A 25,049-nucleotide genomic window follows, 5' to 3' on the forward strand; every position below is an offset into this window, starting at 1 on the left:
TCTAAAGTCAAAATATTCTTAGAACACAGACTTTATAAGTTGATTGTTTTCATCTTCTAGTGAAGCCAATACACCATAAAGTGCAGATTTTTCTCCCATTTTTGAAAATCCCACAGACTTTTCAAACCCTAATTTTTTTAGATTCAAATTGAGATTCTCTTCAAACAGGGTTTTTGCTTTTGTAACATTACCTCCTATGACTACATGGTCAAAGTTATATTTTTGATCATATTCAAAAATAAATTCGGCTAGGTTGGATGCATACTCTTGAAATGCTGATTTGATCATTTCTTTATCTTTCACATCAAGAAGTATTTCTTTGAGACCTTTGTATTTTTTTTTGAGGTTTTTTTCAGCCCAATCAACAAACCACACAGTACCTAGATAATCCTCAGCAATACCGTCCCTAAAAGGTTCCGTCCAAAGGGCTGCATCAGCAAAACTATTCCCGAATTTGAAGGACGAACCTAGCCCTGAACCAAGCGTCATGCCTAGTATATTTTCAAAACCAATTCCTTCACCGTAGTTGCTCTCACCCTTCAAAAAAGCTTCCGCGTCATTAACGAAATAAATACAGTCAGTCGAAATTTCAAGTCTTTCTGAAATTTCCTTTTTTAGATCTACTCCGTAAAGTGCCAAAAATTTACCTTGATCTTTGATCCAGAATATTCCTTTATCATAATCAAATGGTGCAGGCATGGCCAAACCCAGCATCACTTTACTTTTAGGCTCTACAAATTTCAACATAAGGCTGGCCCAAGCGTCTAAAATCTCTCCTTTGGAACCCTGAGAGTCTACACCCTCCCTCCCCATATTAATTAATGATATTTTATCATTTGAATTTTCAAACAGTGCGATAGAAATGTGCGATCCTCCAATATCCCCCGCCAAAATTTTATTATATGTCATTTTAAAATAATTAAAAGTTACTTTGGGTCATTAAAACCTAATAAACATACCTAGCTAACAAGTATGCTAAAAGGTTTTATCTAAAATTATAAAAAATAATTAATTTCTCATTTTACTAATTGAAAATTGTTCAACTAATTTAGTTTTCGGTAGACTCTCTTTTGTTAAGCTTGTTTGGAAGTACTAGCCTAACTGGTGAGTATCCAAGGTTTAACTCATCTAAATGAGACAACATGGTTTCCATTAATTTTTCAGATAATAATTCAAGCGGCTGTTCAATTGCAGTTATTTTTGGCTTATACAAATTGAAAAAATAATGGTCATCGAAGGAAACCACCTTGACATCATGAGGTATACTCCTTTGCAAAGTGTCTAGTGCTTGAAGGCCCTCAAAGGCCAAGTAGTTTGTTGCAAAAAACACCCCATCTATCTCTTTTTTAGATTTAAAAAAGTCCAATAACTCCTCGTAAGGACCTACTTCTGAAAGGTTATGGAATTTTAATCGAAACTCAAAAGCGTTCACATCACTTTCCTTAACAGCTTCTGTGAAGCCGCTAGATCTATCCATCATTTGAGTCTGATCAGACTCTACAGTAACAAATGCCAAATTCTTACAACCTTCTTCAATAAGGTGCTGGGTAGCTTCATAAGCACTTTCTTTGTTTTCTACAATTACATAACTGCAATTAACTTCAGGCAGCCACCTATCGAACAAAACTACAGGAAACTCCTCTTCAATCAAGTCATGTATGGACTCCTCAATATTTGGGGTTGGTGTGATGATGAAGCCATCTACATTCCGCCTCTTAAAAGTTGAAATCAATTCTTTGGCTTTTTCAAAGTTATTATCCGTACTACAATAGATTATTTTATATCCACTCTTATATGCTCTTTCTTCAATAAATCTGGCAATCGAAGCAAAAAACTGATTGGAGATATCCTCTGCCATAAAAACAATAATCTTGGATTTACCGAGCCTTAAACTTTGGGCAATGTGACTCGGCTTATAGCCAACTTCTTTGATATACTTCTTGACCTTTTGAGTTACCTCATCACTGATTCTTTGCTCTCTGGCCTTGCCATTAATGATAAAAGACACCGTAGTAATTGAAACACCTAAGGCTTTTGCAATATCCTTTATTGAAACTCTCTTTTTTGCCATAAAATAAAAACCCCATTCACTTAATAAAGCAATATGGGGTTTTAATAAATTAAAATCAAAAGAGAAAGGATTAAGGTTTATGCATATTTTGGTATATGGCATTGAGCAATGATTTGTCATCAGAATCCTCATTGTACTCCCAAAACATCGCGCCACCAAGATTATTCTGTAAAATAAAATCGACTTTTGCTGCTATTGATTCTGGGTCTTCATATGAGAGGAATATTTTCTGAGCTGAATTCCATAAAAATGGTGCTTTGGATTCATCATCCCAAAATCTTTGAAAACCAGCCTGTGATTCAAACGTTTGGATTTCTTTGAAAGGGAAAGTCCTGTTCCATTCCCCTACCTGATAGAGCCCATTATTTTCCGGATGTACATTTTTCCAACTTTTCCCATAAAATGCTATACCCAAAACCAGTTTCTCTATAGGTACTCCCGCTTCTACATGATCAAATACCGCTTGAGCTGCAGATCTACCGTTTTCTTTTGGATTAAAAAGGTTGCTATGATGTGCTGTCGTATCTGTACCTGGACCGACAAAATCGTAAGTCATTATATTTATAAAATCAAGATATTGCTGGGCACTTCTTAAATCATTGACATCAAGGTATGATTTAAATCCAGCGGAAGCGATTGTACTCAGGTAGTATTTGCCGCTTATATCTTCTAAACTATCCAGCGCTTCTCTTACGGACTGTAGCATAAAGACAAAATTCTCTCTATCTACTTCTCTGTAAACATTCCCATCACCCTGCATCCCCGGATATTCCCAATCGAAATCTAAACCATCTAAGTCATGGCGTATCAAATACTCTATCGCAGAATTGGTAAAAACCTGTCTGGACTCAGGAGACAAAACCGCATCAGAAAAACCCTTAGACCAAGTCCATCCTCCGATTGATATCAAAATCTTTAAGTTTGGATTTTTGATTTTTAAAGAGTGGAGTTTTTCAATATTCTCTTTGTCTTGATCAAACCTTCCTTCACCTTCTGTCACCAGACCATCTACTACGTTGGCAAAGGCATAATTGATATGAGTGAGCTTTTCTGCTTGAATCAAGGAAGTATCTACCCCTTTCCAACCAGCCACATACCCTATGATTTTTTTGTTAGAAAGACTTTTTTCCGCCTTTTCCGACGATTTATTGTTTGAATTTGAGCAGGAGCCAAAACTGATGCACAAAACTAAAATTATTGAAAGATTAAATGTCTTCATAGTGCTGGTTTAATAAAAAAAGGTGCCCTTGAGCACCTTTTTGATTAGTGTAAATTTTAAGATTAATTGCCTCCATCCCACCATACTCTGGTCATCAGAAAGTCACCACCTATTCTAGCTCTTGCTTGCTCATATTCTTGAGGGTTTGCTCCGATTTCAGCCTCCCAGTAGCGAAGTCTCCTTGGAATTTCATTGGCCTCAAATCTGTTTGGATCCTGAGTAGGTTCTAGAACAGGGTATCCTGTTCTTCTCCAATTAGACCAAGATTCAATATCATTCAACCAAGTAGCTGCCCAATACTCTTCGGCTATCAACCTTATTTTATCCTCAGTGGAAGCGGATGCAAAACCTCTTCCCTGTATATAAGCATCTACCTCTGCTCCTGTTCTTGCAAAAGAAGCATCAAAAGCAGTCCAATAATTAATGGCTCCTGATACACCATTTTCAAAGTGTACACTGGCATCTGAAGATATCCATCCTTTTACTGCCGCTTCAGCTTTCATTAATTCTGTCTCAGCATATGTAATTAGAAAATAAGGATCTTCCCAATCCATATATTTAAGGTTAAGCATAGAGAACATTCTGTTACCTACTTCATCAAAAAGAGGTATGTCTCCAGCTGGCAATACATTTTTGATTGTTGTTGAGTTGTAACCATTAGGCATTCCTCTTTGTGCTGCAGGATCGGTATTCCATGTACTTGGATCAGCATCAGGATCTCCAATACCTCCTGAAACAATCATCAGCCTAGGGTCATCATTTTCCTTCATCCAATCAACGAACGTTTTACTGACTTTGGCAAACCTTGAATACTTATATGTATTCCAATAACCATCATTCAAGCCATTTCTATTTACCCCGATTGGACCTGTATCAAATTTAATCATGGCATTGTCTGCATTGGATGCAAAAGCTCCACTCGTTGCTGCCTCAGTAAATACCTGCCTTGCCTTCTCTGGATCTACATTGCTCATTCGCATGGCGATTCTCAACAACAGCGAATTGGCGAACTTTTTCCACTGATCAATATTGCCGTTGTATATGTAATCCTGGTTTCCAAGACCTCTAGCCGAAGGACTAAAACGATCTCTGGCAGACTTTAATTCTTCTACCATATCATAGTAAATATCCCTCTGACTATCGTAGGCAGGAAACCAATTGTCTTCACTTTCTAAGCCTCTTCCTGCTTGAAAATATGGCACATCACCATAGAGGTCTGTCATTCTTTGAAGGTCAAAAACTCTTAGAATAGAAGCGGCGGCATGTACATTGGCTTCATTCGGATCATCCTGAGTTTCTGAAATAACATGAGCCAATAACCTGATCACACCAGTATAATGGGTCTCCATGTAGGCACCACTGTATTGGGCGTTATAGAAATACTTATCTCCGCTAAAAAAGGCGGCCAAGGATGACGTATGCTGAATTGCAGGTGCAGCATATAGCATATTAGCCCTGGTATTTTCATATTCTCCAGCTATCCTCAATGTAGCCAAGGAAAACAGATACTGCATATCCATTTCTGTAGCTGCGTTGGGATCAATGTTCAAGTCTAGCAAGGCATCTTCATCACATGAAGAAAATACCAACACAATCGCCAAGAACAGTCCTGTTATTTTATGTATAGCTTTCATTTTTTTCAAGTTTAATTTTTAAATAATCCAGCTTAGAAATTAAGATTAATATTGAATCCTAGATTCCTAGTCAAAGGCATAGCAAAGTATTCCAATCCTTGCGCATTCCCTGACACCGTATAACCTGACTCCGGGTGAATATTTGGTACATTAGACCAAAGTAGGGCAAGGTTTCTTCCTACCACTGAAATTGAAGCTGCCTCAAAAGGTGTTTTTGCCAGGATGCTATTTGGAAGTGAATATCCAAACGACAGCTCTCTCAATTGAATAAATGAAGCATCATATACCACGTTTTCGGTAACCATTGCGTACCTGGAGTAATAATTATTTACCCAATAATTATCAGGGTCTCCAGGAGTCGCTGGGATATTCCAAGTCCTTGCTTCACCATTTCGATCAACTCCGTTTATGGTCAAGCCATTTTCCCTTCCAGGCAAAGTTTCTTTGTGTAAACCATTGGCATAGGCGATAGCATTTGTTCCTGACATAATGCTCCCTCCATACCTCATATCAAACAATACCATTAATCTGAAGCCTTTGTAGGTAAAATTGTTAGACAGACCAGCGGATACAGGATGTCTACCTTCAGCTAAAGTCTCTAAACCGTCAGTCCAAACAGGGAGTCCATCATCATCGTAGACTTTTTGACCGTCTATGGTCAAGTGTCTAAAACCAGAAATCATACCTAACGGCTCACCAACAATATGTCTTATTCTTTCTCTCTGTCTTCTAGACTCATCTAAATTGATAAATTCAATTGGGTCACCTGCAGCATTGTTGCCAAGGCTAAGTACCATACTTTGGTTGTTGGCGTAGTTTAGTGAGAAATCCCAGCTGAAATCTCTAGTTTTCACAGGATTCACATTTAACAATAATTCAACCCCTCTATTTCTCAACTCACCAATATTGATAATGGTAGAACCAAATCCAGAAGTAGCTGAAATGCCTGTGGCCAAAATGTCATTTGTAGTATTACGATCGTAGTACGCTACATCCAAACCTACTTTATTGTTGAAGAATCTAAAGTCAAATCCTAATTCATATTCTGTAGACAAATAAGGCTGAAGCCCTAAGTTCGGAATAGAGCCATTGTTGATCTGTCCTAAGCTACCTCCAAGGTGGCCTGCACCAACCAAACCATAAGTCAAGTTAAGCGCATATGGATTCGGAGCACCTCCACCTGTTTGGCCCCATGAAGCTCTAAACTTGGTAAATGTGATGAAATTAGGCATTTCGACGATGTCACTCAAAACAAAGCTGGTACCGACTGAAGGGTAAAACAACTTGCTGTTATCCGGAGACAAGGTAGAAAACTGATCTTGCCTTGCTGTCATATTAATAAACAAGAAATTTTTATAACCGAAATTCGCAGAACCAAAGAAAGAATTGATTCCCCATTCTGAAAATCCATATCCTACTTGAGGTGCGGCAACATTTCTTACGCTATGGAAAAATGGTACTACAAGGTCATTACCACCTCCTGATAAAGATTCTGAAGTCCTTCTCATTCTATTCGCTCCCAACATAGCATCAATAGAGAAATCTCCTAGATCTTTCTGGGCTCCTATGAATAAATCCAAGTTATCTTCCCTTAGGGTTCGTTTGATAACGTTATAATCTCCTCTTGGCTTATAAGCTGTACCATAAGGCTCAGAAGTATCATCTGTTCTTGACTGGAAATCCGTACCTGCCCTACCCATGATATAAAGCCAATCAGTAATATCATAGCGAAGGGAGAATTTACCTAAAACCCTATCTGTAAGGTCTTGTCTGAAAAACTGATGTGCTGCCCAATAAGGGTTGGTCATAAATAGATTATCAGTATACCCTAATTCAAAAAGATCCTCTCTAGCACCAAGCTTGTCTCCAGGACCTCTCATTGCTGAGAATGGCAGATTACCAGGTCTTGTAATTACAGAGAAATTCGCATTACCTGGAGAATCAGATAATCTAGGCCTATTTGTTCCAAGCTGATTAGAGTACTGACCACTAAAGTCTAAAGTCAATCTTTCTCCAAGCTTACTGTTGATGTTGACATTAAGAACTTTTCTTTTGAAACCGGCATTCGGCATAATGTCTTCGTTAACAAGATCTGAATATGCAAATCTGTAAGTTGCATTTTCATTTCCTCCGCTAAGCGCAACGGAATTATTGACGGTAACTCCTGTTCTGTAAAAATCATTAAGACCTTCTCCAGTGTGCGCATATGGCCTGGAAGCACCATCAAACTGAATGGAATTGTTGCCAGTATATCTACCGCCCCAATGTCCAATTCCAATTTCTTTAGCCTCATTCGCGGTACTTGGAATGACACCATCGCGGCCTGGGCCATATTCTCTTTGGAAATCTGTCAAATCCCAAGCCCTATCAAAAGTCACATTGCTATTTAATGAAACCCCGATTCCTTTTCTAGCCTTACCGGACTTAGTTGTGATCAATACCACACCATTTGCTGCCCTTGCTCCATAAAGTGCAGCGGCTGCATTTCCTTTCAAAACTGAAATACTTTCGATATCATCAGGGTTGATAGAAGCAAGGCCATCCCCTGAATCATTACCACCCCACATACCTGCACTTCCAAGGTTGCCTGTTTCGATTGGCATACCATTTACTACATATAATGGCTGATCATTACCTGTCAGGGATGACCCTCCCCTGATCACTACTCTCGTTGATCCAGCCGCTCCTGATGATGGAGGAGAAACATTAACACCGGCTATTTTACCAGTCAAGGCATTACCCAGGTTGACAGCACGAGATTCTGTGAATTTATCTCCATCTACCTGAGTTACTGAAAAGCCTAATGCTTTTTTATCCTTTTCCATACCAAAGGAAGTAACCACCACTTCCGCCAGGTCTGACACATCATCCTGAAGGGTTACATCCAAGGTACTTCGGTTGCCAACTACAATCTCTTGCGTATCAAAACCTATAAATGAGAAAGACAATCTTGTATTCTCTCTCACAGTAATGGAATACCTACCGTCCATATCTGAGGTAGTACCGGTATTGGTTTGCTTATCCAGGATGTTGACCCCTGGAATAGGCTCTCCGTAGGGATCTAGGACCGTTCCGGAGAGAACGCGTGTCTGAGAATATACTTCTTGGTGTAAAGTAAGTCCCAAAAACATCACGAACATCATAAGTAAAACTTTGTTCATAAAATTTAATTTAGGGTTAACTTGATCTATTAATTATTGTGTGGTCTGAAATCCTTATTAAAATTCAAATTTATTGCCATTTACGTGTTAACGTAGTATTATATTTTATAAAAACATTCTATAAGAGAATTTTATTTTAAAAGAGAGAAAATTAAACGATATTTTGTATTAGTAAAAATATAAAAAATAATATTTGATAAAAACATATTGACTAAATTTTTTAATTAAGTATTGCATATAAAAAAATATATTTCAATTAGTAAAACGATTTAGTGAATAATTTTAGAGTGATTTAGAAGGTTTTAACTTTATTGAATTTTTATTAAAACCTAATCATATAAATTATTTTTTTATTAAAAGATTTAAAAGTAAATTATTTTATTCTTATTAGTCAGGTAACAAAAATGAATTTTATCAAAAAAAAGCCTGTGGCAAAAAATAACCACAGGCTTTAAATTTGAATTGTTTATTTGTCTATTTAATAAAAAGCATCTCTCTGTATTTCACAAGTGGCCAATACTCATCATCAACCAATAGTTCTAGCTTGTCCACTGCATACCTGATTTTATCAAAGTAAGCTTCTTTGACATTATCACAGTATCCTTTGGCTCTTTTGGCAATATCATCCTCCTTGTTGAGCTTTCTTCTGGTGTCAATCATGTCCATGACATTATGCTTCAAGGACTCAATATGCTTACTTACTTCTTTAATGGTATCGATAGCGGCGGTATTATCCAATCCTAGACCTTTCAATCCATTGGCATTTTCTATCAATTTATTCTGATATTGAATGGCTGTAGGAATTACATGGTTCAGTGCCAAATCACCCATTACCCTGGCTTCAATCTGAACTTTTTTCAAGTAGTTTTCTAGCATAATCTCATGTCTGGCATGGAGCTCAATGGCAGAAAGTACGTTGTGTTTTGAAAACAAATCAGCCGTTTTCTTGTCAAGATATGTATCCAAGGCATAAGGGGTACTCTTAAGATTAGAGAGTCCTCTTTTTTCAGCTTCAGCTGCCCACTCATCAGAATAACCATCACCTTCGAACCTGATCTTTTTGGAGTCCTTGATGTATTTTCTTAGAACGTTGACTACAGCGATTTTCTTCTCTTTACCAGCGCTTATTTCCTTCTCAACATCTTTAACCATAGTTCGAAGTACTTCTGCAACGATTACATTCAATACTGTCATCGGACCGGCTGAATTTGCACTAGAACCTACTGCTCTGAACTCAAACTTATTTCCTGTGAAAGCAAATGGTGATGTCCTGTTTCTGTCTGTATTGTCAAGGATGATCTCAGGTATTTTGGAAATACCCAACTTCATATACATGTTATCACCTTTTTCAATTTTGACATTACCGTTTTTCTCCAACTCATCCAAAACACCGGTCAAGGTAGAGCCCAAAAATACAGACATAATTGCTGGTGGAGCCTCATTGGCACCCAATCTAAAATCATTACTAGCTGAAGCAATCGATGATCTTAATAAATCTGCATAGTCATAAACCGCCTTCACGGTTGCCACAACAAATGTTAAGAATTGAAGGTTTTCCCTGGCAGAGTTACTTGGTTGAAACAAGTTGACTCCAGTATCGGTAATCAATGACCAGTTGTTATGCTTACCACTTCCATTTACACCTGCGAATGGCTTTTCGTGGAAAAGTACCTTTAGGCTGTGCTTTTCGGCAACCTTGTCCATCAAATCCATCAATAGCTGATTATGATCAACAGCTTTGTTGATTTCTTCGAACAATGGTGCTACCTCAAATTGACCTGGAGCTACTTCATTGTGTCTGGTTGAAACAGGAATACCCAATTTGAGTGCTTCAATTTCAAAATCCATCATAAAATCTTTAACTCTGGTTGGTATAGAACCAAAATAATGATCTTCCAACTGCTGCCCTCTGGCAGGATTATGCCCAAAAACTGTTCTGCCTGACATAACCAAATCAGGCCTTGTTGCAAAAAGAGCCTTGTCAATGACAAAATATTCCTGTTCTACTCCAAGTGAAGGTGTCACCTTTTTCACATTCCTGTCAAATAATTGACAAACTTCCACGGCTGCAGTATTGATTGCCTCCATGGATTTAAGCAAAGGTGTCTTATAATCCAACGCTTCGCCTGTATAAGCGACAAATATGGTAGGAACACACAATGTTTTGTCAAAAATGAAAATCGGGGAGGATGGGTCCCATGCAGTATATCCCCTAGCCTCAAAAGTAGATCTGATACCACCATTTGGGAAAGATGAAGCGTCCGGCTCTTGTTGCACTAGAGCTGAACCTTTAAATTTCTCAATCCCTGCATGTGCGTCAAAAAAAGAATCATGCTTTTCGGCAGTTGATCCTGTCAGCGGTTGAAACCAGTGCGTGTAATGTGTAACACCTTTGGAAAGTGCCCAGGTTTTCACAGCTGATGCAATTTCTTCAGCGGTAGAAGGATCTATCTTCCCTCCTCTTTCGGTCGCTTCAATTACTTTTTTAAAAACTGAAGGTGCCAGTGACTCCTTCATTTGCTTTACACCAAATACATTGCTTCCAAAGAAGTCTGAAATTTTACTTGATGGAGGAACAACATTCGTTTTCTGTCTCCCTTGCGCTATTAGAAGCGCGCTTTGTCTTAAAGTTGCCATTTTCTACAATAAGTGGTTTGTTTTTATGCTCACAAAAATATGAAATAATATCAAATTTAAAGATTAGGGGTGTTTTTTAATGCATTTTTCGATTTTTTTTACACTATTTTTAAAAAACAAGGGTGTTTTTTATTGAGGAAGGCTTTTAAAAGTACCAAAAGGACGCGAAAAATAGAAAATTGAAAACTTGACGATATTGATTACCTTTGGGGCTTGAATTAAAGGAGATTGAAGTGAAGAAAGTAGCATTTTATACGCTAGGGTGTAAGTTAAATTATTCTGAGACATCGACTATCAGCAGAATGTTTGAAGCGAAAGGTTATCAGAAAGTGGATTTTCAAGAATCCCCTGATATTTTTATAATCAACACTTGTTCGGTTACTGAAAATGCCGACAAGAAGTGTAAAAAGATCGTCAAAGAAGCGAAAAAGATATCTCCAAACTCTTATGTGACCATTATCGGTTGCTACGCACAGCTAAAGCCGAAGGAAATATCTGAAATAAAAGGTGTCGATGCTGTCCTTGGGGCGGCAGAAAAATTCCGCTTGATTGAATTATTGGATGGTTTTGCCAAAGAACAAGAGACTAAGGTACTTGCATCTGAAATACAGGAAGCAAACACATTCAACAATGCCTATTCAATCAACGACAGGACTAGAACTTTCCTAAAAGTCCAAGACGGCTGTAATTACGGGTGTGCGTTTTGTACGATACCGCTTGCAAGAGGAAAAAGCAGAAGTGACAGTATTTCGAATATTGTTTTGTCTGCCAAAGAAATCGCTGGCACAGATGTGAAAGAAGTTGTCCTGACTGGTGTCAATATTGGTGATTTTGGAATTCAAGAAGGTAAAAGGAAAGAAAAATTTGAAGATTTGGTCAGGGCTTTGGACGAAGTAGAAGGAATCGAGAGATTAAGGATTTCTTCAATTGAGCCTAACCTTTTGACAAATGAAATCATTGACTTTGTCTCACAATCAAAAAGGTTTGTACCGCACTTCCACATTCCTTTACAATCAGGAAGCAATACCATTTTGAGAAAAATGGGAAGAAGATACCTCAGAGAGCTTTATGAAGACCGAGTAGCCAAGATAAAGTCTCTTATGCCTCATTGTTGTATTGGGGTCGATGTAATCGTTGGATTCCCAGGTGAGACAGATGAATTGTTTTTAGAAACATATAACTTCCTCAATGAATTAGACATTTCCTACCTTCATGTATTTACATATTCTGAGAGGGCAAATACAAGAGCTGTTGAAATGGATGAGGTAGTCCCTTTGAAAAAGCGAAATGAGCGTTCAAAGATGCTAAGAATCCTTTCTGAGAAGAAAAGAAGGAAGTTTTACGATGAAAACTTAGGCAAAACTTTCACTGTCCTTTTTGAAGAGGACATCGAAGATGGAAAGATGCATGGTTTTACTGAAAACTACATTCGAGTAGCTGCCAAGTATGATCCCATTCTTATCAACGAACTTAAACCAGTCACGCTTAGCATGATAAATGAAAAGGGAAATGTCGAAGCTGTAGAACCTGAAATGATTTTCGAAAATCATTAAAATTTATCAATTCACCCCTTAAAATCGCCTTTTCAGATACAAAATGGAACAAATGATGCTCTAAGGAGTTATATAAGTATAACAAAAACCAAACAACCATGAGCAATTTCTTTAATCCAGAAGGAAGAATCAGTAGGAGAAAGTATCTGATTTTCTTCATCGTATTCTATTGGGTCAATTTATTATCTTTGACCAAAATGTATGAAGCATATGAAATAGGAGATGTTTTTTCTTTTGTGGCCTTCGGAATAGTCCTTATTACGACTATAATATTACTCTTGATCCAAGCCATAAAAAGACTCCATGACATAGGTTTAGATTGGAGATATGCCTTGTATTTATTGATTCCGCCACCGATCAACTTCATTGGATTTGTCTGGCTGGGTATCAAAGAAGGTCAAAAAGAAACCAATGAATATGGTAAAGAACCTTCCAAAACAGACGTTATTTAATATTCCCTTTTTTCAATTCATTAATTGCATGGTCAACCGCTCTTGCGGTTAGGGCCATGTAAGTTATTGAAGGATTTTGAGTTCCTGTCGAGGTCATAGCGGCTCCATCAGTGACAAAGACATTAGGGCAACTGTGAATTTGATTCCACCCATTGAGAATAGAGGTTTTGGGATCTTTTCCCATTCTAGCTCCCCCCATTTCGTGAATATCAAGCCCCGGTGCCTGCTTTGTATCCCATGATCTGATATTTTTACAATCCGCTTTTTCCAACATTTCCGATCCTTGCACCAAAAAATCAGCTAGTAATTTTTCGTCATTCTCAGTATAATCTACATTGATCTTTAAAAGAGGAATTCCCCATTTGTCTTGCTCTGAGCTATCAAGTGTGACTTCATTGGACTCAATAGGGATAGTTTCACCTTGCATCATCATAAAAACTGTCCAATCCCCTGGCAAAGAGTTCTTTTCCTTGAATTCTTCTCCAAAAGGCACATTCCCCTGAGATCCCCAACCTTGTCTGCCAGCTGTATAAAAAGACATATAACCTCTTAAAAAGTCAGTTTCTTGTTGGTGCACATTTCTAAAATTCGGTATCATAACCGCTGTAGGTCTTCTACCAAAATAATGTTTGTCTTTAAATCCTTCGTAGTTGGCAGCTATATTTCCTCTGTAATTATGAAATGCTATGTACTTGCCCAAAACGCCACTATCATTTCCAAGTCCCTCAGGAAATCTACTCGAGGTGGAGTTCATGAGAATCAAATTAGAATTAAGCGTTGAGGCATTTAAGAAAATTATTTTTGCAAAGTATTCCTTAGAGGTTCCATCCAAGGTGTCCACTATCCTTACTCCTGTAGCCTTCCCCTTTTGTTCATCGTAGATGATAGAATGAACCACCGCATTTGGTCTGATGGTAAGATTCCCCGTAGCTGCCGCTGCTGGTAGTGTGGAAGAGTTTGAACTGAAATATGCGCCAAATGGACAGCCTCTGTAGCATTGATTTCTTGCCATGCATTGCCCTCTTCCTTGACTTAAATGATGCTCCGAAGGTTGGGTCAAATGCGCGCACCTTCCAATCATCACATGCCGGTCAGTGTAATGGGCTTTGATCTTGTCTTTGACTTCTTTTTCAACACAATTCATTTCCCATGGTGGAAGAAACTCTCCATCAGGAAGCGTATCCACCCCATCTTTATTCCCACTTATACCCACAAATTTTTCTACATAACTGTACCATGGCGCTATATCCTTGTATCTTATGGGCCAATCCACAGCAAAGCCGTCCCTAGCTGGTCCTTCAAAATCGTATTTGCTCCATCGCTGCGTCTGTCTTGCCCAGATCAGTGACTTACCTCCTACTTGGTATCCCCTTACCCAATCGAATGGCTTTTCTTGCTTGTAGGGATGTTCTGAATCTTTAACAAAAAAATGCTCAGTATCTTCTTTGTATGCATAACAACGGTTCACCACTGGATTTTCCTCCTTGTCTTTGAGCACCATCGAATTCCGATGTGGCATTTCCCAAGGGTGTGATGTCATAGTAGGATAATCAATCAGGTGTTTGACATCCCTTCCTCTTTCCAGCACCAATGTTTTTAAACCCTTTTCACAAAGTTCTTTGGCAGCCCAACCACCACTGATTCCTGAACCGATGACTATCGCATCATAAGAATTACTTTCATTACTCATACCTTAACGACTCGATGGGGTCTAATTTACTGGCCTTGTAAGCCGGGAAATACCCTGAAGCTAATCCCACTACTACACATATAATAAATGCTACCAAAATCCAAAACCAAGGAATTAAAAAACCTCCTGGTCCAATGGTATTGGCTACAATATTACCAATTCCGATACCTAAAATAACTCCTAAAATCCCTCCTAAAATACATATCACAATGGCCTCTATCAAAAACTGCTGCCTGATTCGTAGAGGGGTGGCTCCAAGGGCTTTTCTAACCCCGATCTCTCTCGTCCTCTCTGTAACGGATACCATCATGATATTCATCAAGCCAATAGCCGCTCCAAGTAATGTTATAAAACCTATTCCAAAGCCTCCAATCCTTAGATAGCCGGCAACTTCTTCCAAACTTTCTCCCACCGACTGGCTTTTGGTAATTTCAAAGGAGTCTTCCTGCCCTATCCTATCTTGCCTAATTTTTCTCATAATCCCCGTGGCCTGCCCCATTTCGTAATCAAGCTGTAATGGATCAGTACCTTTGGCTGTAAGAGAATAACGGAAGGTTCCCCTTGTATCCAACCTGCTTGCATTTTCTACAGGAATAAAAATCGCCCTATCAGCACCCGGACCACCACCGACGGCACCTTGTTTTTCAAGAATACCAACAATAGTATACCTTCTTCCAAAAAAAGTAATGTAATCGTTGATCGGATTGTCATTTTTTTCAAACAATGTCTCTACAATATCCTGACCTATAACACATACATTATTGCCATACCTGATTTCTGTATTGCTAAAGTTTCTACCTGTTTCTACTTTGAGACCTTTTAAGTTTAAGTACTGCTCATCTCCTCCGGTGACCCGTACATTGGGATTCGTTTTCTTTGACCCTTTTTTCACTTCTACAGCTGAACTGACAGTAGTATAAACCGTAGATGGTCCAGTATTGCTGAATTCCCGCTGAAACTCAAGCATATCTTTATACTTAAGAGGCGGGAAATTTCTCTCAGCGACTCCATCTCTGACACCTCTTCCACCTGAAAAACCCCTTGACTTGACATCAAAATTACTCGCACCAAGGCCTGAAAAACTCTCTTCAATCTGAGCTTTGATCCCATCTATTGCAGTAAGCATTCCCACCAGGGAAGTGATGCCAATAGCAATGATTGTTCCCGTCAATATAGTTCTCAGCAGATTGACTTTTACTGATTTTAAAGATTCCCTTATATTTTCGGCCAAATTCATATTCTGTCCATATTAGTACAATTCACTGTGTTCATGAAGCATTTAAGCGTTAATATTAAAAAATTAGATTTGATTTTATTAAGCATTTGTAAATTTTAAGAAATTTTTATTTAAATAATTCCTAATGCTTCCTAATGCATCCTATCTCCTCTTATCTCAAGATTGCTGATGATACCTGCTTCATATTGCAGCCATTCTTTCCAACGTTCATTGATCTTTTCTTTTCCACCAATGGATCTGGCCAATTCAAGAAAATTGACATAGTGCCCAGCTTCTGAAATCATCAATTCGTAGTAAAACACCTTGAGCTCTTTGTCTTCTATATTTTGAGAAAGCAACTTAAACCTTTCACAGCTTCTGGCTTCTACCAAAGCGTTCATCATCAAATGCTCTGTTACTTGTTGAATCCTATCTCCACCTTTTTTGACAAAATCTTTCAATTTGATGACGTACTCATCTCTTCTGGGTTTACCAAGTTTGAAGCCTCTTTTGTTTAACTGCTCCAATACCCTTTCAAAGTGTCCCCATTCCTCTGCCACTACAGGTGTAAGTTCCGCTACAAGTTGTTCGAAATCATTAAACTGAACTATCATGGAAATACATGAGCTAGCTGCTTTTTGTTCACAGTATGCATGATCCACCAGAATATCCTCAATGTTCATTTCGGCAATATTCACCCACCGGGGATCAGTAGGAAGCTGCAAGTTGAGCATTTTTTGTCTAGTGCTTTCTGTCCAATTCATCATCAATCGAATAAAGGCCAACTTATCCCTATATCCAGTGCTCTTTTGAGACCTGTATAATATGGGGTTACAAAATACCCAGGCTCACTCAGTGTGTTGATATTGAGATGGTTGAACCTCAACAATATCCTGGTCCTGTTTATTCTTGCATTCAAAAAGAAATCTACCACTGGGTAGGCCAATACGAGGAAATCGTTCTGAAGGTGAAAATTTTGTAAGGCAGGATTGTAAGCATCGGCATAATAATCACTTCTGTAACGCCCCTCAAGTCCTATTTGAATGAATAGATTCTCATCGAACATAGGGCTATCAAAGAATATACGGCTATTAGCGAAGAACTCTGGTATTCTGAAATTATCCGATCCACCTCCCGAAAGCACGGTATAATAGATTTCAGACTCCCAGAAAAACTTTTCTCTGATATTAAAAGAATACTTTAACCCAGGAATCAACATAAATGCTTCACCACTTGCTTGGGCGGCCTGCTGATTTTCATCAAAAAACACATAGTTATTGACCCTATTGATGGTTAGACTTGGCCTGAAGCTCCAACTGTTGAAATCCGCCTTGATCACACCTTTAATTTGATCCAGACCTATGTTATCAAATCGATTTGACCAACGATGATGATTGCCTCTGTTCAGTTGTTGTATAGATGTAGGCTTATAAAGAGCTTTGGTATAAGACGCTTCAAGCCATGGAGATACGAATAAGCCATGTATTCTAAAGGCGCCCGGCAAGAGGTATTCACCTTCAGCTTCAAACTTCCATTGCGGATTTATTTCACCTCTGAGAGCTCCCCCTAGATAAAGTTCATCAAAACCATTGGGGTTTACCATAAAGGGACTATTCATGTTTCCTGTTCTATACCTGATGTAGGCATTGTAAAAAACTGGGCCTAAATCCCCTTTGAAACCAGCTTCATTTCTCCATTCAGCAAACCTGAAGTTATTGGCTGTACTATCAGTTGTATTGAACCTATCCGGATTGTATAAATTAAAAAAAGTAGAATCCGCCGTCCTAAGGTTACTGTTGAAATCCATTTGTTGGATTTTCCGATCAAAGACATGATAAACCTCCAAGCCTTTGTATACTTCATACTCGTGATAAAGGTGTACTTCCTGCCTCAAGTCAATTGCCCTTGAATTTCTAAGCCAAACCTTCGCATCTTCATAAGCAAAAAGAATTGAGGTTTCATCAATTTCAGGCGGTATAATCCCTCCTTGTTCCCTGACCTGATGCTTCATTCTAGAAAAATTCCCAAGCAAGAAATATTTTCCATTTTCTGATTTATAATTGGTATGGAGAGAATAGGAAGTTTGTTCGGTCAAATTATCATCCCTAGCACTAGGGTTTAAGGTTTTCCTGGCCCTAATGGTACTTAGATTGAAACCTACATTCCATCTGGAATTCACATTTCGCGCAAAAGCCAAATCGAGCATATTCCTATTTCCCCCACCCCAAAAAGCATTCATCTGGGTATAAGGAGACTTGGTATCATAATATTTCATGCTATCAGAGGAGTTATGATACAAATCATAAGCATGAAAACCTGAAGTCACTCCGATCATTTTTGGAGATTGGTAAAAAATAGGTTGAGCTGCACTTCCGATATTCCCTAAATCTTGGTATTTCCAACCCGACTTGGCCACAGGTTCATAATAATGGAAATTATTGAGCAGTGTATCTATTTCGTATTTGATATCTTTATTCTTCCTGATATCTTTTTCGAAAAAATACAAGGTGGTCTTTGGCCCAAAAACCATTTTAGTAGAGTCATCAATGAGTTTTTTCCTCTCTCCCGATTCTTCCTGCATCTGTTGTTCGGGATCTCGCTCTTGCCTAGGCTGCATACCCTGATTTTGTTGACCTGGAGGATTGGTAGTAGGGCTAATAGGGCGAATTTGAGCCTTCAACTCCCCACCAATCAGGTAAGTGATCATCAAAAGAAAAAAGGTTAATCTAAATCTCACAGATGGTAGGCTTTTTCGGCAATCATATTTGAAATCTGACCCAATAGATATTGTTCGTCCAACTTGGTCATGCTAATTTTAATAGGCAAGGCAAAAATCGGAATTTCTGCCAAATAATCACGAAAGCTAGTGTTTTTTAGTTTGACAGCATCTTTTTCGGTAGTAAGAAGCATACAGTCTTGCTGAGAACTAACCAATTCCACAAGGTGACGTATTTCTGCCAGCGTATATTCATGATGGTCTTTGAAGCTCAACTTTTCAATGACATGAACCCTCTTTTCACATTCTTCGACAAACAGACTGTCATTTGCAAGTCCAGATACCACTACTGCTTTTGGTTTCAATTTTCCTCCATTTCCCAAAACGGCAATAGGCTCGCCATATTGGATCTGAGAGAAAATAGTTTTCGCAGAAGTATAATTGCCTATATTTTCAATGTAATTCTCTTTGCTGGAATCTTTTATACCTACAGGACATTTGGACACCACAACGATATCAGCCCTTTTGGCCCCTGATCTCGATTCTCTCAGCCTACCAAGTGGCAATACAAAATCATTGAAAAATGGTTGCTGAAAAGTAGTAAGCATAATATTTAAATCAGCTTTCAAATACCTGTGTTGAAAAGCATCGTCCAACAAGATAAGATTGATTTCCGGATGTTTTTCTAAAATCTTTGGAATGGCTAAGACTCTTTTCTCTCCAACTGCAAATTTTGCAAACTGGCGAAATTTTGAAAACATCTGAAAAGGTTCATCTCCAACCTCCGATGGGCTTAGGTGCTCATTTATCATCAAAAAACCTTTTGTTTTCCTGCCATATCCTCTGCTCAAAATCGCGATTTTATGCTTTTTAGAAAGTGCTTCAATCAAAAACTCCACCATTGGGGTTTTTCCAGAACCACCTACATTAAGATTTCCTACCACTATACATGGTACATCAAAACCGGTGTGTTTTTTTAGGCCAATGTCAAACATATGATTGCGCAATTTTGTAACGCCATCATAACAAAAGCTTAACGGATAGAGCAAAGGGGCATACCATCGCATGGATAATTTTACTTAATTTGGGGCAAAGTAAAAGAAAAATTATGGTTTACACGATTCAGGATATTGTTTCTTACTTGGAAAAAATAGCTCCACCGAGTTACCAAGAATCTTACGACAATGCACAATTGATAACAGGAAACTCAAATGAAGAGGTAAAAGGGATATTATGTAGCCTTGATGCTACAGAGGCGGTTGTAGATGAAGCGATCAAGCTGGGTTGCAACCTGATCGTTGCACACCATCCGATTGTTTTTAAAGGGCTCAAGACTTTTACAGGTAAAAACTACGTCGAAAAAACCATAATCAAAGCCATCAAAAATGATGTGGCTATTTATGCCATCCATACTAATTTGGATCATGTAGCACATGGAGTCAATAAAAAAATATGCGATATCTTGGGTTTGACCAAAACTCGAATCCTAAAACCCAAAAGAGAAATATTATCCAAATTGGTCACTTTTGTGCCAATTGACTCCGCAAAGGAGGTCGCTCAGGCAATATTTGATGCAGGAGCTGGAGAAATAGGTGAATATAGTGGTTGCAGTTTTCAGAGCAAGGGGTACGGCACTTACACACCTTCTGAAAGTTCCAATCCACATAAAGGTCAAAAAGGCAAACCTCACGAAGAAGAGGAGGTTAAGATAGAAGTAATGGTACCCGCTTATTTGGAAAGAAAAGTGTTGAGTGCTCTCAAAAAAGCACATCCTTACGAGGAGGTGGCTTACTTCATCACAAAACTTGAAAATGAAAACCAGGAAGTCGGCGCCGGAATGATAGGAGCACTCGATTTTGAGATGGATGAAAAGGAGTTTTTGACCTACCTCAAGAAGCAAATGGACCTGAAAATAATCAAACATACCCATCTTCTAGGTAAACCTATCAAAAATGTAGCAGTATGTGGTGGTGCGGGTATTTTCCTCTTAAATGATGCCAAAAAATCAGGGGCGGACATTTTCATCACCTCAGATGTGAAATACCACGAATTCTTTGACGCTGAAAATCAACTGATTATTTGCGACATTGGACATTACGAAAGTGAAATTTACACAAAAGAACTGCTTGGGGATTTATTGTCACAAAATTTTAGTAATATTGCACTCTATTTGACAAATGTAGTTACGAATCCCATAACTTATATATAGTACATGGAAAGTACAGTTTCACAAAAGCTTGAAGCCTTATTAAACCTTCAAAAATTAGATTCCAGACTCGACGCGATTTTTAAAGTTAGAGGAGCCCTTCCAGAAGAGGTCCAAGACCTTGAAGATGAGATAGTAGGTTACGAGACAAGACTGGATAAGTTCAAAAATGATCTCAACAGCCTAGAAGATGATATAAAAACCTACAAGGAAAATATCAAAGAATCTGAAAAGCTGATCAAGAAATATCAAGAACAGCAGATGAATGTCAGAAACAACAGGGAGTATGACGCCATCACCAAAGAACTTGAACTTCAAGACCTTGAAATCCAAGTATCAAAAAAGAAAATCGGAGAAGCACAGTCAAGGATTGAAAGCAAAAATACCGATGTTGATGCTTTGAAGGAGATCTTAAGCGAAAGGCAAAAAGATCTAGACTCCAAAAAAGGTGAATTAGATACTATTGTTTCTGAAAGCGAAAACGATCAATCTAAATTAGAAGCAGACAGAGAAAAGGCTACTAAAAAAATCGAAGACAGGCTCTTGAAATCTTACAACAAGATTAGAGACAATGCCAAAAACGGTTTGGCTGTAGTAATGGTAAAAAGAGGAGCTTGTGGCGGTTGTTTCAACATTGTCCCTCCTCAGAGACAAGCAGACATTAGAGAAAAGAAAAAACTTATTGTCTGTGAACATTGTGGTAGGATTTTCGCCGGTGTAGAAGACGAGGTGGAAGAGGAACCAGTAAAAAAGAAAAGAAGCAGCAGATCTTAATCTCATTAATATAAATGTGAAAGCCCGGGAAAAACTTCCGGGCTTTTTTTTTGTAAAATAAAACTATAACTTTAGATTAACTCAAGTTTTTATGACTGCCCATGAAAAGAAAATTAGCGCTGGTTTTATTGATTTGCTTTGGTTTTTCCTGTTCGGATCCCGGCGAACCTATCATAGAAGAGGATCCTGAAGATTTTGAACTTTATGATTCTAATATTATTAACAGTAACGGTTTTATTCTTGGTATGGAAATCATCGATGAAAAGCTTTTTTTCCTCCACGTAAATACTCCAGGATATATCAATAAAGAGGGTATTATCAATTTCACATGTTGTTTGAGGAGTGGATTAAGCAATAGGTTCAGGCCTTCTTTTACTGAAGATTATATTATTCATCCTGTTGAAAATTTAAGTGGATTCTTTTTGTTTCCCAACTTTTTTGGGGATTTAAGAGGATTGAATTTTGCACAACATTTAGGCGAGGATGGAATAGGTGCAACGCTTGTTTTGGACACCCATAAAAATTTTTTTCATCCAGAAAGGAATTTTGATTTAAATGGAAATCACCTGATCCTCAATCTCGCCAAAGATGGAGTCAATCGAATCATCATACTGGAAATTGACTTTGGAAATGGATTCGGCAGCATAGGTGTAAATAAGATAGCAGAAATCAATCCATCCAATTTAGGTATGGACACTGATAGTAATGGTCAGGGATTGATTATCCAAAGTGTTAAAAAGCTGGAAGACCAATGGGTAGCCCACATCAAAAAAGCCGGCGATGACGAGGAATCAGGAGATTCTTTCCTAATCTACAAAGATGGCAGTGTCCAAAAACTCATAGGACCATCAACAGGCAGCCCTAATTTCAGGTTTTATGATTATGCAATGATCACTCCTTTGGAATTCCTGATTTCAGAATCTCCTATTGGCAGAATTTCCTATTCAAATTCAATTATCTCTGAAAGCAAAGAATACATCACTGAAGTTAACGGACCCTTAATAATCAGGTCTGATGGAAACAAAGGACTCATCTTCATACCTGGTACCAATATACTTTCTTCACTCGACAACTTCAGGGAAAACGGAGTGGCAAATCACCAATTGCAGGAACTGGATAGGACAGGACTCGAGAGTCCAAATATATACGATGTCCAGTTTTTCGGAAACAAAGCCTATGTTGCAACCAGGGATGGACTTTTTGTGAAAAGCCAAGAAAATTTCTGGGAAGAAGTGAGGCTCCCCTGATCAGGAACGCAATTGATTATCAATCACAAATTGGATCAATTCTTCTAAAGAAATTCCGGCTCTTTGGGACGCATCGGCTATATCTTCCCTACTCACCTGAGCAGCAAAACTTTTGTCTTTCAGTCTCTTCTTTACGCCCTTTATATCCATGCCTTCATAGGCTTGTGGGCGCATGAGGGAATAAGCATGAATCAGTCCTGACAATTCGTCGAAAGCATATAGCATTTTGTCCATTTCTGATTCAGGTTCTACTCCAAAATGGATTGGCCCATGACTGGCTATAGCTTTCATGATACGAGGATCCTGATTTCTGCTTTCCAACTCTTCAATGATTTTCTTACAATGCTCGTCCGGCCATTGATCCCAATCAGCATCATGAAGCAGACCGGCGATGTACCACATTTGCTGGGTACTTTTATCGTAGCCTTTAAACTCAGCATAAGACTTCATCAGATGGCCCACCTGCTTCATGTGAAAGACAAGTTTTTCATTTTTCACCCATTCTGACAAAAGTGAATTGGCCTCGCCAACATCCATTATGTTGCCTTGGTTTTTAGGATCTCCGAATTGATTTCTATTTAATTTTAAGGATGTCATGTTTTTTTGAACAATATTAAATGTATTTGAAATATTATTTTTTGCTTTTTCTATATATATTCGTAAGTATTCTTAATGATTTTAAGTGAAAAGATCTACCCTCAGCCACAATGATTTTCTGGATTTATTCAATAAATCGACAAGCATTTACTTAATCGTACTTGATGAAAATTTTAAAATCATTGAAGTGAATACCTACTTCAATGATCAACTTTCAGTTTTTGATAAATCTATAATCGATCGATCATTTTCGGAGATAATATACCCCCGAGATTTTTTAAATTATAAATTTTTAGTAGAAAAATCAGTTTCTGAAGGCAAATCGACCTTAAATATTGATTTGAGGATGCTTAATACTAATGGGGAAGATTTCACTTGGAGTAAATGGGAATTTCAAATAACCGCTCTACAAGGAAAAAGAAGACTTATTGGACATGGCCATTCGATTAAAATGAAACAGGATCATTACTTTGAAATCCCTGGTAACATGAATGAACTTCAAGTGAAAAATGAAGTGCTAGATGGACTATTCCAAGACCATCTATTAGGATTTTGGTTTTGGGATTTGGAGCATAAAAACAATCAATTAAGCGCTTCTCTGTATTCATTATTAGGATATGAGACTGATGATATTGAAACCAGGAAAAAACAATTGAAGTGGGAAAAGCATATTCATCTTCCTGACAAGGCTAAGGTTGAAAAACAACTCAAAGACCACTTTTTTGCAAAAGGAAAAATCCCTTTCCACTGTGAGTTCAGAATATTGAGTCTGAAAAATGAAATCAAGTATGTAGTCTGTTATGGAAAAGTGGTCAAATGGGCCGAAACAGGTTCCCCATGTGTGATGGTAGGGGGTCTTTTCGATATTTCAGAAAAGAAAAAATCAGAAGCTATAATTGAAAAACAAGATCAATTTCTCAGGGAACTCACCTTCAATCAATCTCATTTGATGCGGGCCAAGCTTGCAAATATTTTAGGGGTGCTTGAAGTAATGGATGGCAAGCGAGATTTTGAAGAAACTGCTGCTTTGATCGGCTTGATTAAGAATGAGGCAATCAAACTGGATCAAGTTCTCCAAAGCAGCATACATGCTTCAAGCGCCCTAAATTCTGATAATTTTTAATTTTGTGCTTTTAAATTGATCACAAAGCTTCTTTCTGCCCAACTGAATTTCAATTCTCCAGTCTGTGTGTCTTTGCTGATTACTTCAAACTTCAATTGTTCAACCTGATCGGCAGATGGAATATTTTCAACTTCAACTCTCAACACATCTTCTGTTTGGTCATAATCATCTGCCAAATGCTGCTCGTAATTTGAATTCAAGATGACTGTCCAACCATTTTCTTTTGGTATAGTAAACAAGGCATATTTCCCAGCTGGGACTGACTCTCCTTCAATGATCAAATCTTCATTAAAAGAAATACTTGTAGCTGAATGCGCTCCTGTCACCCATACTTCATCATAAGCCACCAAGCCTCCAAAAACCTGCCGTCCTCTTACACTCGGGGCAGAATAAACGACATGGACATGGTTGGAACCGATATTAGCCATGGCTGCGGTTCGGGGACTTTTTGAATTTGCAGCTTCAGATGTTGCTCCATGGTCATGATGGGCATGCCCGTTTGATTCCTCTACTTTGCCCTCTTCCTTATTTGAAGAACAAGAAAGGATAATCATTGAAGAAAGGATGATTAGATAATTTTTGGTTTTCATTTTTGTGATAATATTTTATACGATTATTCGAAATCATGCCACTAATCAATTAAACTAGGATTTATTGGCAAATGGATACTAATAGATATTGGATAATTATTGATATTGGTTCGAAATCATAGGTTAATTCTATTATTTAGATTCTACCGGTATGAAAGCGGAT

The 25,049-nt window shown here is 38.1% G+C and carries 19 protein-coding genes; 6 read left to right on the top strand and 13 right to left on the bottom strand.

Features of this window, described 5'->3' with window-relative positions:
• Positions 1 to 18: 18 nt before the first annotated feature.
• The 6 genes from CLW00_RS08465 to CLW00_RS08490 form a co-directional block, all read right to left on the bottom strand.
• Positions 19 to 909: an ROK family protein gene (locus CLW00_RS08465; protein ID WP_106133244.1), complete on the bottom strand. Its 891-nt coding sequence runs from the start codon at positions 907 to 909 to the stop codon at positions 19 to 21.
• A 139-nt stretch (positions 910 to 1,048) separates the two neighbouring features.
• Positions 1,049 to 2,071, bottom strand: coding sequence for a LacI family DNA-binding transcriptional regulator (locus CLW00_RS08470; protein ID WP_106133376.1), 1,023 nt, complete (start codon positions 2,069 to 2,071; stop codon positions 1,049 to 1,051).
• A 70-nt stretch (positions 2,072 to 2,141) separates the two neighbouring features.
• Positions 2,142 to 3,290, bottom strand: a complete 1,149-nt coding sequence (locus CLW00_RS08475; protein WP_106133245.1) for a glycoside hydrolase family 18 protein — start codon at positions 3,288 to 3,290, stop codon at positions 2,142 to 2,144.
• A gap of 62 nt (positions 3,291 to 3,352) precedes the next feature.
• A complete protein-coding gene (locus CLW00_RS08480; protein WP_106133246.1) occupies positions 3,353 to 4,924 on the bottom strand; it encodes a SusD/RagB family nutrient-binding outer membrane lipoprotein in 1,572 nt (523 codons plus the stop codon).
• Positions 4,925 to 4,956: 32 nt separating this feature from the next.
• On the bottom strand, positions 4,957 to 8,085 hold the full coding sequence (locus tag CLW00_RS08485; RefSeq protein ID WP_106133247.1) for a SusC/RagA family TonB-linked outer membrane protein: 3,129 nt from the start codon (positions 8,083 to 8,085) through the stop codon (positions 4,957 to 4,959).
• Between the two features lie 474 nt (positions 8,086 to 8,559).
• Entirely contained in the window at positions 8,560 to 10,722 is a 2,163-nt protein-coding gene (locus CLW00_RS08490) for a glutamine synthetase III family protein (RefSeq protein WP_106133248.1), read from the bottom strand.
• A gap of 233 nt (positions 10,723 to 10,955) precedes the next feature.
• On the opposite strand from CLW00_RS08490, the gene mtaB reads away from it, so the two are divergent.
• Both mtaB and CLW00_RS08500 read left to right on the top strand, forming a co-directional pair.
• Positions 10,956 to 12,275: a tRNA (N(6)-L-threonylcarbamoyladenosine(37)-C(2))-methylthiotransferase MtaB gene (gene mtaB, locus CLW00_RS08495; protein WP_106133377.1), complete on the top strand. Its 1,320-nt coding sequence runs from the start codon at positions 10,956 to 10,958 to the stop codon at positions 12,273 to 12,275.
• A 98-nt stretch (positions 12,276 to 12,373) separates the two neighbouring features.
• Entirely contained in the window at positions 12,374 to 12,727 is a 354-nt protein-coding gene (locus CLW00_RS08500) for a DUF805 domain-containing protein (protein WP_106133249.1), read from the top strand.
• Here the strand turns inward: CLW00_RS08500 and CLW00_RS08505 are convergent.
• The 5 genes from CLW00_RS08505 to lpxK all read right to left on the bottom strand — a co-directional run bounded on the left by CLW00_RS08505 (position 12,720) and on the right by lpxK (position 19,416).
• A complete protein-coding gene (locus CLW00_RS08505; protein WP_106133250.1) occupies positions 12,720 to 14,417 on the bottom strand; it encodes a GMC oxidoreductase in 1,698 nt (565 codons plus the stop codon). The genes CLW00_RS08500 and CLW00_RS08505 overlap by 8 nt on opposite strands.
• On the bottom strand, positions 14,410 to 15,654 hold the full coding sequence (locus tag CLW00_RS08510) for an ABC transporter permease (protein WP_106133251.1): 1,245 nt from the start codon (positions 15,652 to 15,654) through the stop codon (positions 14,410 to 14,412). Before CLW00_RS08510 ends, CLW00_RS08505 begins: the two co-directional genes overlap by 8 nt.
• Before the next feature lie 131 nt (positions 15,655 to 15,785).
• The gene (locus CLW00_RS08515) at positions 15,786 to 16,397 is read right to left on the bottom strand and encodes a MiaE family protein (RefSeq protein ID WP_211300179.1); all 612 of its coding nucleotides are present in this window, start codon (positions 16,395 to 16,397) and stop codon (positions 15,786 to 15,788) included.
• A gap of 2 nt (positions 16,398 to 16,399) precedes the next feature.
• Positions 16,400 to 18,250, bottom strand: a complete 1,851-nt coding sequence (locus CLW00_RS08520) for a putative porin (protein ID WP_245917209.1) — start codon at positions 18,248 to 18,250, stop codon at positions 16,400 to 16,402.
• Positions 18,251 to 18,366: 116 nt separating this feature from the next.
• Positions 18,367 to 19,416 (bottom strand): tetraacyldisaccharide 4'-kinase, encoded by a 1,050-nt coding sequence (gene lpxK / locus CLW00_RS08525; RefSeq protein ID WP_106133253.1) that lies wholly within the window; start codon positions 19,414 to 19,416, stop codon positions 18,367 to 18,369.
• 41 nt (positions 19,417 to 19,457) lie between these two features.
• Here lpxK and CLW00_RS08530 point away from each other — a divergent pair, with 41 nt between their 5' ends.
• From CLW00_RS08530 to CLW00_RS08540, 3 genes are all read left to right on the top strand, one after another.
• On the top strand, positions 19,458 to 20,558 hold the full coding sequence (locus tag CLW00_RS08530) for a Nif3-like dinuclear metal center hexameric protein (RefSeq protein ID WP_106133254.1): 1,101 nt from the start codon (positions 19,458 to 19,460) through the stop codon (positions 20,556 to 20,558).
• Between the two features lie 3 nt (positions 20,559 to 20,561).
• Positions 20,562 to 21,329, top strand: a complete 768-nt coding sequence (locus CLW00_RS08535) for a zinc ribbon domain-containing protein (protein ID WP_106133255.1) — start codon at positions 20,562 to 20,564, stop codon at positions 21,327 to 21,329.
• Between the two features lie 101 nt (positions 21,330 to 21,430).
• Positions 21,431 to 22,576: a hypothetical protein gene (locus CLW00_RS08540; protein ID WP_106133256.1), complete on the top strand. Its 1,146-nt coding sequence runs from the start codon at positions 21,431 to 21,433 to the stop codon at positions 22,574 to 22,576.
• On the opposite strand, the gene CLW00_RS08545 is transcribed toward CLW00_RS08540, so the two are convergent.
• Positions 22,577 to 23,173: a hydrolase gene (locus CLW00_RS08545; RefSeq protein ID WP_106133257.1), complete on the bottom strand. Its 597-nt coding sequence runs from the start codon at positions 23,171 to 23,173 to the stop codon at positions 22,577 to 22,579.
• Between the two features lie 346 nt (positions 23,174 to 23,519).
• On the opposite strand from CLW00_RS08545, the gene CLW00_RS08550 reads away from it, so the two are divergent.
• A complete protein-coding gene (locus CLW00_RS08550) occupies positions 23,520 to 24,296 on the top strand; it encodes a PAS domain-containing protein (RefSeq protein WP_146131384.1) in 777 nt (258 codons plus the stop codon).
• Here the strand turns inward: CLW00_RS08550 and CLW00_RS08555 are convergent.
• Positions 24,293 to 24,886, bottom strand: a complete 594-nt coding sequence (locus CLW00_RS08555; RefSeq protein WP_106133259.1) for a DUF2911 domain-containing protein — start codon at positions 24,884 to 24,886, stop codon at positions 24,293 to 24,295. The two genes, CLW00_RS08550 and CLW00_RS08555, sit on opposite strands and share 4 nt — an antisense overlap.
• Positions 24,887 to 25,049: the final 163 nt, after the last annotated feature.

It is taken from the genome of Mongoliibacter ruber, from assembly GCF_003003005.1.
In the GTDB taxonomy this organism is placed as follows: Bacteria; Bacteroidota; Bacteroidia; order Cytophagales; family Cyclobacteriaceae; genus Mongoliibacter; species Mongoliibacter ruber.

Coding starts and splice junctions, on each gene's coding strand:
- CLW00_RS08465 (WP_106133244.1), bottom strand. CDS start 909: ATGACATATAATAAAATTTTGGCGGGGGATATTGGAGGATCGCACATT.
- CLW00_RS08470 (WP_106133376.1), bottom strand. CDS start 2,071: ATGGCAAAAAAGAGAGTTTCAATAAAGGATATTGCAAAAGCCTTAGGT.
- CLW00_RS08475 (WP_106133245.1), bottom strand. CDS start 3,290: ATGAAGACATTTAATCTTTCAATAATTTTAGTTTTGTGCATCAGTTTT.
- CLW00_RS08480 (WP_106133246.1), bottom strand. CDS start 4,924: ATGAAAGCTATACATAAAATAACAGGACTGTTCTTGGCGATTGTGTTG.
- CLW00_RS08485 (WP_106133247.1), bottom strand. CDS start 8,085: ATGAACAAAGTTTTACTTATGATGTTCGTGATGTTTTTGGGACTTACT.
- CLW00_RS08490 (WP_106133248.1), bottom strand. CDS start 10,722: ATGGCAACTTTAAGACAAAGCGCGCTTCTAATAGCGCAAGGGAGACAG.
- CLW00_RS08500 (WP_106133249.1), top strand. CDS start 12,374: ATGAGCAATTTCTTTAATCCAGAAGGAAGAATCAGTAGGAGAAAGTAT.
- CLW00_RS08505 (WP_106133250.1), bottom strand. CDS start 14,417: ATGAGTAATGAAAGTAATTCTTATGATGCGATAGTCATCGGTTCAGGA.
- CLW00_RS08510 (WP_106133251.1), bottom strand. CDS start 15,654: ATGAATTTGGCCGAAAATATAAGGGAATCTTTAAAATCAGTAAAAGTC.
- CLW00_RS08515 (WP_211300179.1), bottom strand. CDS start 16,397: ATGAATTGGACAGAAAGCACTAGACAAAAAATGCTCAACTTGCAGCTT.
- CLW00_RS08520 (WP_245917209.1), bottom strand. CDS start 18,250: ATGCAGCCTAGGCAAGAGCGAGATCCCGAACAACAGATGCAGGAAGAA.
- lpxK (WP_106133253.1), bottom strand. CDS start 19,416: ATGCGATGGTATGCCCCTTTGCTCTATCCGTTAAGCTTTTGTTATGAT.
- CLW00_RS08530 (WP_106133254.1), top strand. CDS start 19,458: ATGGTTTACACGATTCAGGATATTGTTTCTTACTTGGAAAAAATAGCT.
- CLW00_RS08535 (WP_106133255.1), top strand. CDS start 20,562: ATGGAAAGTACAGTTTCACAAAAGCTTGAAGCCTTATTAAACCTTCAA.
- CLW00_RS08540 (WP_106133256.1), top strand. CDS start 21,431: ATGAAAAGAAAATTAGCGCTGGTTTTATTGATTTGCTTTGGTTTTTCC.
- CLW00_RS08545 (WP_106133257.1), bottom strand. CDS start 23,173: ATGACATCCTTAAAATTAAATAGAAATCAATTCGGAGATCCTAAAAAC.
- CLW00_RS08550 (WP_146131384.1), top strand. CDS start 23,520: ATGCTTAATACTAATGGGGAAGATTTCACTTGGAGTAAATGGGAATTT.
- CLW00_RS08555 (WP_106133259.1), bottom strand. CDS start 24,886: ATGAAAACCAAAAATTATCTAATCATCCTTTCTTCAATGATTATCCTT.